General features: G+C 50.7%; 12 protein-coding genes, 1 tRNA gene and 1 rRNA gene. 4 read left to right on the top strand and 10 right to left on the bottom strand.

Annotated elements, in window-relative coordinates; all coding sequences use genetic code 11:
- Positions 1 to 187 precede the first annotated feature (187 nt).
- The 4 genes from rrf to JT51_RS21025 all read left to right on the top strand — a co-directional run bounded on the left by rrf (position 188) and on the right by JT51_RS21025 (position 2420).
- Positions 188 to 302, top strand: a 5S ribosomal RNA gene (gene rrf / locus JT51_RS21040).
- Positions 303 to 484: 182 nt separating this feature from the next.
- Positions 485 to 561: transfer RNA gene (locus JT51_RS21035), tRNA-Met, on the top strand.
- Positions 562 to 850: 289 nt separating this feature from the next.
- A complete protein-coding gene (locus tag JT51_RS21030) occupies positions 851 to 1582 on the top strand; it encodes a HipA family kinase (protein WP_051927694.1) in 732 nt (243 codons plus the stop codon).
- A gap of 1 nt (position 1583) precedes the next feature.
- A complete protein-coding gene (locus JT51_RS21025) occupies positions 1584 to 2420 on the top strand; it encodes a DUF3037 domain-containing protein (RefSeq protein WP_051927693.1) in 837 nt (278 codons plus the stop codon).
- 101 nt (positions 2421 to 2521) lie between these two features.
- Here JT51_RS21025 and JT51_RS21020 read toward each other — a convergent pair whose 3' ends face one another.
- From JT51_RS21020 to JT51_RS20985, 10 genes are all read right to left on the bottom strand, one after another.
- Positions 2522 to 3670 carry a hypothetical protein gene (locus JT51_RS21020; protein WP_037317879.1) on the bottom strand — a complete coding sequence of 383 codons (1149 nt, stop codon included), beginning with the start codon at positions 3668 to 3670 and terminating at the stop codon, positions 2522 to 2524.
- 187 nt (positions 3671 to 3857) lie between these two features.
- On the bottom strand, positions 3858 to 4076 hold the full coding sequence (locus JT51_RS21015; RefSeq protein ID WP_037317876.1) for a hypothetical protein: 219 nt from the start codon (positions 4074 to 4076) through the stop codon (positions 3858 to 3860).
- 122 nt (positions 4077 to 4198) lie between these two features.
- Entirely contained in the window at positions 4199 to 4447 is a 249-nt protein-coding gene (locus tag JT51_RS21010; RefSeq protein WP_081894780.1) for a helix-turn-helix transcriptional regulator, read from the bottom strand.
- A gap of 84 nt (positions 4448 to 4531) precedes the next feature.
- The gene (locus JT51_RS21005) at positions 4532 to 5257 is read right to left on the bottom strand and encodes a hypothetical protein (RefSeq protein ID WP_037317873.1); all 726 of its coding nucleotides are present in this window, start codon (positions 5255 to 5257) and stop codon (positions 4532 to 4534) included.
- 297 nt (positions 5258 to 5554) lie between these two features.
- Positions 5555 to 6061: a DUF3592 domain-containing protein gene (locus JT51_RS21000; protein ID WP_037317870.1), complete on the bottom strand. Its 507-nt coding sequence runs from the start codon at positions 6059 to 6061 to the stop codon at positions 5555 to 5557.
- Between the two features lie 194 nt (positions 6062 to 6255).
- The gene (locus JT51_RS20995) at positions 6256 to 7455 is read right to left on the bottom strand and encodes a hypothetical protein (RefSeq protein ID WP_037317867.1); all 1200 of its coding nucleotides are present in this window, start codon (positions 7453 to 7455) and stop codon (positions 6256 to 6258) included.
- Between the two features lie 266 nt (positions 7456 to 7721).
- The gene (locus tag JT51_RS20990) at positions 7722 to 8894 is read right to left on the bottom strand and encodes a hypothetical protein (RefSeq protein WP_037317864.1); all 1173 of its coding nucleotides are present in this window, start codon (positions 8892 to 8894) and stop codon (positions 7722 to 7724) included.
- A gap of 202 nt (positions 8895 to 9096) precedes the next feature.
- Entirely contained in the window at positions 9097 to 9402 is a 306-nt protein-coding gene (locus tag JT51_RS22480) for a helix-turn-helix domain-containing protein (RefSeq protein ID WP_419177318.1), read from the bottom strand.
- Between the two features lie 369 nt (positions 9403 to 9771).
- Positions 9772 to 9945, bottom strand: coding sequence for a DUF3768 domain-containing protein (locus JT51_RS21925; protein WP_152563424.1), 174 nt, complete (start codon positions 9943 to 9945; stop codon positions 9772 to 9774).
- Positions 9946 to 10005: 60 nt separating this feature from the next.
- Positions 10006 to 10401 (bottom strand): integrase core domain-containing protein (locus JT51_RS20985; RefSeq protein WP_152563423.1); only part of this gene is annotated, 396 nt, incomplete at its 5' end.

Genomic DNA, 10401 nt, shown 5'->3' with positions numbered 1-10401 from the left:
GTAATGGAAAGACAAATCAAAAGCATACACTTCATTAAACATGGATAACTTCGTCGCTTTTGCTACGCAAACAGCGACGGTGTTGATTGATGCACAACCGTGCAGGAACGCGCATCCGCTTCGCGAATACGCTGCCTCCTGCCCGTCGCGCTTGCTACGCAAGTCGCGACGTGGGGATTTTCCTCGGTTTGGTGGTCATAGCGCAAGCAAAACACCCGGTCCCATCCCGAACCCGGAAGTTAAGTGCTGCCGCGCCAATGGTACTTGGGCTTAAGCCCCGGGAGAGTAGGTCACCGCCAAACCTAGAAAAATCCCCCTCTCTCATGACGATCAAATAAACGACCCGGCCTCAAGCAAATATGCATCAGGCCAACATGGCCTCAAGTCGCGTAAGCAATAGGCCAGCAAACGGTCTCAAATAGCCGAATAGGCGGTAGACCAACCAAAGACCTCAAGTAGCGCAAGCGATAGGTCTCAAAAGTGTCGCGGGATGGAGCAGCCCGGTAGCTCGTCAGGCTCATAACCTGAAGGTCGTAGGTTCAAATCCTACTCCCGCAACCAAACTTAACCACACTAATACAACGCACTAACGCCCCAAGGGGCGCTTCTTGCGTTTAGGGCTCCGTGATTAGTGGAAGCACTGTGGAAGCAACAGGATGCGAAATAGAGTGTGGCGAACCAGCAACAGCCCGACACAAGCATGGGACTCCCACTAGTTTCTTCGATGGAGGACCCGGATGTGCAATTGATCTGATTAGGCAACTATATTGGTAACTCGTTTCCTTTGAATTCTTGACACTCTTAACTCACTGGCATCACATATAATTTGCCGCACAGAAGATGTTGAAAGATGCTTGAAGTTATCGAAATTGCTAACGCCGCTGGCTCAGGCATGACAATGCCATTTTTGTGTCGTTTAAGTGATGAAGAGTTTTATTATGTCAAAGGACGCAGCTTAACCTGTGACGGGCTGGTTAACGAATATATTGGTGCGCACTTGGGTCGTTTACTCAGCTTGCCGATTCCAGAGTTTGAGATTGCTCAATTGCCGGATCTTTCGATTTTTCCCGAAGATGAAAATTCCCCTAGAAGCCTTGGATTCGGTCAAGTGTTTGCGTCTAAAAGAGTCCCAAACTTAGATGACCTAGACCATTCATTGATTGAACAGGTTCCTGCCGAGTTAAGAAGAGATGTTGCAGTCTTTGATTATTGGGTTGGAAACGAAGATCGTACGTTGACCGAAACTGGAGGGAATCCAAATCTTTTTTGGGACGTATCTGGTTCATGCCTTACGGTTTTTGACCACAATTTGGCGTTTAGCGATGAGTACAGTCTTGAAAACGCATTGGAACTGCATCCTTTCCGCGTGGACCTTCTAGAAGTGCTCAGCGACGATGCAAGCAAGGCTAAATACGCAACCCGGTTCTTGGGCGTTTTGACCCAATGGACACAAATCTGTAGTATGATACCAGATGACTGGTTGTTCAAAGACATGGGGCAGACTATTGAAGCCGAAATTGACTTCCAGCGGCGGTTAGAGAGGTTGAAAATTCTTTGCGAGCCTGAAGGATGGGGGAAATAACGTGGAACAGTTTCTCTACACTATTGTTCGCTATGCCCCACTAAGCGAGACGGGAGAATTTGCGAACATTGGAGTCGTACTGGCGTGCCCCAAAAGCGGCTACTTTAACTTTGAGTTGAAGACCAGAAAATACGCTAGAATAACCCATTTTTTTAATGGGTTAGACAAGAATTTGTATCGAGCCGCTGCGAGCAACTTAAAATTGGAGCTTAAGCGTATGCGTTACGCAACGCTTGGCGAACACGGTCAGATGACCCTTGACTTTCCGGAGGCAAGCTTACCTCGCCTTTTCCTTCAAGAACTTCTACGTAAGCGTGAAGGTGTGATACGTTTTAGCAATGCGCGCATGAGCATTGCTGAAGACCCCGATGTGGAGCTTCAGCGCTTGTACAAGTACTATGTCGACAAAGACTTCGTGACCCCGATGTATGCTGAGCAAATTATGGAACGCGAAATTCGGGGGAAACTTAAGAAGTGGCATGTCAGCAACGATTATGTTGAACGCCGTATTACGGATGGAGTCTATGGGCGTCGCTTCCCGTTCGTTAAGATATCAGGCGACCGTGCGGTGAGTGTAATCAAGCCTATTTCTTTAGCCCAGGAGCGTCCCGAGTCGATAATTGAACATGCCAACAAATGGTCCTTTGCATTGAAGCGCTTTCAAAAAGCAGGGAAACTTCCGACTGACATCTTTCTGCCTGTCAAACAGCCTGTTTTGCAAGATTCTACTCGGAACGATGCATACCATGAAGCTTTGCAGATGCTGCGAAACACTGGGGCACTGGTGAGTGAGACCCACCAAGAAGCTGCACTACAAAAATACTTGGCCATTCATTGAGCGGCGTGTGGAAGGACCCTTAAAGCACGTCAATAGTTATCCCAGCACCCGAACAGTGGGACTGTTGCTAGTCGTCGCTCGACTGCATTGAATCGTTGCACTCAAATCAGCCGATACCGTCCCCGCGTTTTGGCTAGCCGTTCTTTGGCAGGTGCTGAATGCTCTTTGATAAGTCGTACTAAAACTTCAGTATGGCGCTCCATAAAACCTTCAAGCTCGTCTGCAGATACTTCAGAGATTGCGGCGCGAGTGACGAACAACCCGGCCAGTTGTGCGTCTAGTTCCCGCATCTTGGCAGCTCGGTTGGCTTGGATGACATCACAGGGCAGAACGCCCGCACAATTCTGCAATAGGTCATTTCCTACCACGGCTTCAAACTGCTGCCAATTCTCATGTGCAGGCCAGCGGGCGCGGTTTGAGTCTGTGGTGGGAATGCAGTAGCGAATGCGTCCCAGTGCGTCTGTGAACGCGTCTCCGATGATGTTGCGAACATCCTGCCAGTTCCGCATCTCGAAGCGGTTGCGCAATTGCTTGGAGCCAAGTCGCATCTCGAAGCGCCAGACTTGGCTTGAGGCCCGGTCGGTCAGGTCAAGGGGCGGTTTGCCAACGGATGCAAGCGCCGCATTCCAGATCGTCAGCCAGCCCATCTTGTTCTGCTGGATCACCTCGGCCCGCTTATCATAAATTGCCAGTTGTCGGTTGGCTACGGCACCCGCACGCAGACCAACCACCCGCGCGCCGCTGGATACGGTCGCCGTTTCATCAACGCCGGTGTATTCCGTGACCTTGGTGCCGGGTGGAACAACCAAGGCTTCGCGGTCAGGTTCAAACCAAGGGGCCAGTAAGTCCACGGCGAAATCAGCCCGTGCGACGCGCAATTGCGTTTCGACGTATTTGATCCCAAATGCCTCCATGCACGCGCCAAAGTGCTGTTCCGCTCCCTCAAGGCCGCAGGTGGCAAGGCCAAAGGCGCGGAAGTCAACAGTGATACCGGGGTTGTTGGGAATGCGGTCCTGTGGGTCCTGAAACAGCCACACAGCCCCATGATCACCGGTATGAGCGGTGAAGCCCCTTGCGCCCTTGTTGGTCACGTTGAGCGACACAGAACCAAATTCGAGAACACAATCGCTAAAGGTCTCTTTGGCATGTTGTTTGGCGGCTGCCAGTTCTTCGCGAAAACCGTCTGGGATATCCGCCTGAACAGTGAATTTCAGCCCATCGAACCCGGAATGTAGGATTGTTGCCTCCATTTGCGCTGACCTTCGCTTTCGTATTCGTGGAGGGGGGTGTTACAAGACCCCCCTCTATTGCGGCATGCCCTGCCGCTGGGAGAATTGGCGATGTAAGGGAAAAGGTGCGGGGGCTTACGCCCCCTGAGTGCCTCCGGCGGGGCAGCATTTGTTTTGGGGCCGGAGCAAAGGTGCTCCGGCGCTGCCATCACTTGGCATTGGTTTGACGGCCAATCCAGATTTCTGCGCGCTCCGCGCACTTGGAGATATTCAACAGGTCCGAATGGTGGAAGCTGTTTGAATTGCGCCATTCACCAGTGTCAGTTTTGTAAGCTCGGGACATGTCGACCGAGTAGAAGCCATCATTGTCCCAGATGGTTGCGGTGATCAGACCGATTTTGAATTTCTGTGCTGGTTGGTTTGCCATGGTTCGATGTCTTTCTGTGTGTGTTTGAGGAAAGGGGCGCAGGACCGTTTCGCCCGCGCCCCTACAGAGCCATTCCGGCCCCAAAATCCCGCACAGCGCTGCCAACCCTGTGCGGGCAAAACTCAGGCTGCGGTGTAACTGCTGGTGTTGCCGTAGCGGCGCGCCTCGGCCCATTCCAAAAGCTCACGGCGGCGGTAGCGCACAGACCGACCCGACTTGTAGAATTTCGGGCCAAACCCTGTTACGCGCCATTTCTGGATGGTGCGCACACTCTGGCAAAGAAAGTCGGCGGCTTTGATCTCGTCAATAAAGCCGTCCAGAAAATCCGTTGCGGGGCCGTTGTTGTCGTTAGCGGGTTCGTTGGTGAGCATCTGTTTACTCCGGGTTGAGTTGCTGATGCTCTAGACTTGGATTACCTACCAACCACAAAAAATACCAATAAACCCCACCCGAATTTATTGTTTTTTGATTTCTTTTAACTCTTTGAAAAGAGGAGATATAATTCTCCGAATAGTTTCGGAGCTGATCTTGTCTGCTGGTACCGGAAGGTTAGTGCCGTTCTTTTCGAGCCACTTTCTGACCTTGGGGTAGTGAGACATTTGTGAAGCTGACAAGTCGATTTCACCAATCTTGTGCAGCGCGTGAAAGGCCGCTTCGATGGCAGGCGCTACCGTGGGACGTCCAGCTTTTGGAACCGGTGTGTCAAACGGTTTCTTCAAAATTGGATCAAGATGCTCGCGCATCATGCGCACCCGTACTTGGCTGAACGTAAGCGATTGGTAGGATACCTCGTTTCCAACCCATGAGACGGGTCCTTTCCAACATTCAGCGGGGATGCGAACCGGCTCCGTGTCCAACGTTCGCGGGCGATCAAAGCCATAGCCTCTATAGGTGCCATCCAAGAGGTAGTCTGTTATCTGCTGTTCCGCGCGCTTCAACAGGTCAGCCTGCGGTTTAGTCTTCACTACAAATTCGCCCAACAATTGCTCAGCGATATCCCATCCTGTTTTTCCGGCTGCTCTCGCTTCGTTCGATGACTCCTGAAGTATTTCCATCCATGGTTGGTCGCCCCTGTGTTCAACGGCAGCTTGCCACTCGTCTTTGAAAAAATGGGTCGCGTATGCCTTTGCTGAGTTAGATAACCAGTGGGATCGTTTCCAGAGTTCGATGAAATCAGTCACCTGCGCGCCTCGGAGTTTTAGATGTTTGTCTACCCGGGGTATACGCTGGGCCGGGTATACCCGGGGTAAGACGAGCTCGAAAGCTGGGCAAGCGGTTTTTTGGGGGGGATGAACTGGCCACCAAGCAGACCTTAGCTGCCTTTGCAGCACTGGGCCCCAGCGACGGCGGCAATGCACAGAGAAGCGGACTTTTAATCAAAGGTGCAGTATTTTGGAGCCGTGGTCAGCGGCTATGCGGACAAAGTTGCCGTTGGCTTCGCATATGTGAACGTCTGCATCCGCAGAAAACAATTCTGGTTAAGCCGTGGGATCACCCCTCAACAATCTTCCCATAACAAAGCTCATCAAGCTTCCGATCAGGATCAGTCGAGGGAAGAACCACGGACCCTCTTCCGTTTCAACACGAACGTCCTTTGGATCATTGGGATCGTACTTGATATCCAACTCGGTCCCGACGGGCACATTGTAGTAGCTTGCCCGAACGCGAGGGATCGTAACATGTTTGGTTCCATCTTCGTGGGTCCATCTGAGCGTGAGTTGATAGACCGCATCACCATCTGACGTTTCACCCTCTTGCACCTCCAAAACTTCAGAAGTCGTAGTGACTGCGTCCAACTCGAAATGTGCTCTTTGGGCGATCCAAACTAACCCAATCACGCAACCAGTTATTCCAGCAAACATCAGGTTGGCCCCCCAGCCTCTTCTCGAAGAGAAGCCTAGCCTTTGACCGTCTTCAGTCCGATGCAACATACCTTCCAAGAATGTGACACGTACCAAATTCCAAAACGTAGCCAAGATGTTCATAGTGTCTCCAATTACCGAGACCCGACATTAGCTGCGTTGCCGAATTTTGGAAAGTTTGGGCTCAGACCGGTCATCTGACGGTTTCAGTCGGTCATCGGGTCGGTTCAGACGGCATCAAGGTCGGCTGAGCGGGACTTTGTTGCCATTCGCTGCGGCTGCACCAATGTCCGTTTTGTATCTGCTCGCCGATCCCCTCAACGTGCCCCTGCTACATCCAATGGCTGAAACCAAACGTTGTTTAAACGCCATAGTCCAAAGGCTAGAGGGATCGCGGCTAGCCCGCCGATGACATAGGCCAACGGCTCGTCGGAAAAACTCTCAAACATCTGCGTATAGCCGTGGATGGCCGCGAAGGTCATGCCCGTATTGAAAAGCCCTCTTCGGTTACTCAACGCCGTCCAGATAATTAAAATTGCCAGCAGGACAGCCCAGATGACCGCGTACACTTGCTCGCTGATGTTGAAAGCTGCCGCGCGGAAGGTATCGCGCTCGGCGAAATATGCGCTGTAATCGTCAAAATCGTCCCGCGTTGGCCCCCACCAGGTTTCACCCAAGACGTCCCCCCAGATGCTGCCGACAAGGAAACATAGGTTCGCCACTACAAATGCCATRATCATCAGGATGCCAGCCTGTCGAGAGATGCGACCTCCCCATCGGTTTGCCGCCCACAGACAGGCACCAATTAGCAGCGACATCTGCAAAATACTGAGTGTCGGTTCTGGCGAGTAGAACACATAGGCCGCCGAGAAATAATAAGTTCCTGTGTCCAGCATCTGCGCGAAGGGCGCAATCGCCAACGCCGTGATCAACCGGGTATCAAGAAACACGCCGAGTGCCACGATAAATGCAAACACGTAGAAATGTACGAAAGGCATGGGCCAACCGCTAATAYCAGCGTGGTTGAAAGAAAAATAGATACCGACGATATGCAGCGCTCCACCCATCAAGAGCACAGCCCCGTATGCAAAGCGCAACTGCGAAGGAACAGCCCTGAAACGCCATGTACAAAGGCCGAAAATTACAGCCCCAATGACAATCATCAACCACCCAGCGGCATCAGGTATCTTGTCCGCCAGTTCAATGCCAGTTCCGCTAATCAACATGCCCGCCCCAATCAAAGAGCTGGCATTGCCAAACATTCGATAGAGCGAGGCCGCATGCCGCAAAATCAGTAGGCCGACGGCTAGAAACAGCCCACCACAAATTGCTACACTGAGCGCTGAAGCAAGATAAAATACGAGTCCCAGCGTCGCAGCAATAATGCCTGCGATCAACAAGGCGTTGACGCAAAGAGCAACCATCGCAGTTCGCGCACGCGATTTTATTTCATCGGCTTGGCTTTCTGAAATCACACCATCCGCGATCAAGCTTTCGGTCTCGGCAACGTAGTACATCCAACACTCCCGCGGTTGCGTCCTGATGAATAACTCATTCAAAAAAAATGGCCAATAATTCGTTTAGATCAAAGTTCGCTCAGCGCTGAATTTGGTTGATTGTCTTGGTGGCCTTCCGGTACCGGACATTCGCTGCTGCGCAGAAAATTAGTAAAGTGGGCTYWCTRCCGACCWTAGCSGCRYACMGCWCGAAYGGCSGCTTCCGWTGAAATCRCSAWCTYCTTKYCAGAWCACCGTGGGCGGGATGTTACTCCCGCCTAGATATCTTAACGCTTTCGTTTTGTAGGTTTTTTCCATTTAACCTTAAACGGCCGGTAGTTCTTAAACCGCTTGTTATCTGCAAAAAAGCGCTTGAACACAGTGTTGATCCGGTGTCCAAGTTTGACTTCGGTACCCTCTCTCTGTGACTGCCATTTCTTGAGGCCCGAGACAATTTTGTTTCTGAGCTTGGTGCCGTCACGCACGCCGAAGATCGTCTGCTCCATCGGCAACTTTGCACAATACTCAAACAGCCGAAAATCATGGTGTTTGTTCAACTCCCGCGACGGGAACAGACAAGGTTCACCCGTTCCAAATTTACGGTAATCAACCTCTTTACCTAGGTAGGGTGGCTTAGTCATGTACCGTCCAAGTTTGCTAAAACTGCCTTCAAGAATGGTTGCTGTTTTGGAGAGTATCGGCAATTTAGTGATGTTGCTCTTGAAACCCTTGGCATGATCCATGAGTGCCTTGGGATCACAAGTATCGTATCCCCAGCAGAGGGCGTGAGCATGTAGAGAAAAGAACTTTCCTTTCTGGTCTTTGGGATAATTTTTCATTGCCTGAACTTCGAGAACGCCAAGGGCGTCCATAGAAGTGTAGTTGCGGATTGCTGACTGAACCTTCTGCTTAAACTTGAATACGTGAAACGTACCGTGCCTCTCGTTGACCATGTTGGCTTCATCAACAAAGGTTATCCAATACACTTTCAGGAGCGGATCTTTCTTGGCTCGAAGATGAAGCTGATGGAGTTGATCAATCGTCAATTCACCAAGCTCTTTTCGAAGCTCAAGGTCACTGGCTGGCATGTGATCCGCGCACAGGCCGTTGCGGCCCAACAGCGCATTAAAGTCTGAAATATCAGTTTTTACAAACCGGCGCTTCTCGTAAGAACTGAAAACAGTTTCGCTGTACTTGCCGCAGATTTCTCTGTGGATTTCTTTGCTGTGAGCCCTGTCATCGTCGAAGCGTGTAACTTTGTTTTTTAGGCTGAGTGTAGGGGGTGAAGTATTGATATCCTGTATAGAAATACTCTGTTTAGATAGTTTATCCCACTGTTTAGACTGTTTTTCAGTGTTCTTCGTTGCCTTACAAGCGTGACTGCTTTTTTCCTTCTCCTCGCGTTGCTTCTTGGTTTTCCGCTTCAGGTCCGACTTAGAGTTTCTTTTCTCAGGTCGCATCTTTGGATACCCTCATTGAATTGCAGCCACGCCTGAGCCATCGGTTGCAGTTGCAACCGTTTAGTTTTGTGCTGAGGCTGAACTGTTTGATTTGGTGGCAACCGACCAGAGGAAAGGACTTAGTCAATGCTCTGGTCGGCCTCTCGCCGACACTTCTACAACTTTGCTGTTTGCAAGCTTTACAATCTAAACGGATCAGGCGTTAGAACCGTACCTTGGTTCCAGAGCTAGATTTCCAATCTCTTGACGTATTGGCACATCGGTCAGCCTTTTCGACATTCTGACCAGTGAACTTACGACTTGATTGCGAGATGTAGTTTTCAAGATCGGCGATGGGATAACGGATAGCTTGACCAAATTTCTTCCAATCCGGGCCGCTTCCATTCGCTCGACACTTCCTAAGCCACTGCACAGACATGTTTAGGTAGGCTGCAGTTTGCTTCTCAGACAAAAATGCCGGTGTGACTGCTCCTCTAGGCTTAGTTCGGCAAATTTTCTCTAGTCCCATTTCTGGGTCCAATTTCGTCTCCTGTCTTGGCGTCTTGCTGAGACTATCTCATGCGATTGAAACACTCAGCTTAAGCAACAAGGCAGCCCGGTGATTTAACTTGTATGACCTAGGCTATACTTTCGCCTACATTGCTCCACCGATGTATACAGAAACTTTGGTAAATATTCTCCTAAACCGCTGGACGCTGTTCAACCAATTGGAAACTTCGTAATAGCTCCCACCTTGTGCCTCTGGAGTATCAAATTTTCTTTCGGGAAATTCTTGAGACCAAAACTCTGTTGAGTTCAGTAAAGTAGCGAGAAAGTGGGCTTTTGCAGACCTCAAAACGGCAAAAGCCAGTTCCCCATTGGAGAACTGGCATAAGCCTTAGTATTCTGTGGACAGCAAAACGGTCATATGCCTTGTTGTCTGTTGTGGGTCAGTCGAATCCGGGGATTCATCATCAAGGTCTTTGTTGTAGTAGTTGATCTCCCAATCCACCGTTCGATTGTTCACCTTGATTGAACCCACATCATGTTCGCCGCCAGTGTCCGTCGTCATATAAAATGGGACATCAGAGCGGCTTGATTATTGGAGGCTCTGGTTCGTTAACGTGATTGATTATGCGGCTTGTTTTTGATGTTGCAAGCGGCGCTGTTGGATTGTCAGCTTCTTGATCTTTGCCCTTTCTCTGATGATGGCTTTGTCACGCCCGAAGTAGACGTCTGCCGGTGTGACGTTGTTCAGGCTCTCGTGGTATCGCTCGTTATTGTAGTAATCGACGAAAGCCTCGATCTGACGTTCCAGATCGCCGGGCAGGTAGTAGTTTTCCAGCAGAACCCGGTTCTTCATGGTTTGATGCCAACGCTCGATCTTGCCCTGGGTTTGCGGGTGGAACGGAGCGCCGCGAACATGGCCCATCTTTTGGTCTTCCAGCCATTCGGCCAAATCGCCGGAGATGTAACAGGACCCATTGTCACTCAGCAGGCGTGGCTTGTGCCGAACGATGGCCTGGTC

Origin of the sequence: Ruegeria halocynthiae (assembly GCF_000743705.1) — a bacterium.
Taxonomy (GTDB): domain Bacteria; phylum Pseudomonadota; class Alphaproteobacteria; order Rhodobacterales; family Rhodobacteraceae; genus Ruegeria; species Ruegeria halocynthiae_B.
The sequence above is the reverse complement of the archived record's forward strand: the minus strand, read 5'-3'. Positions and strand labels throughout refer to the sequence as shown.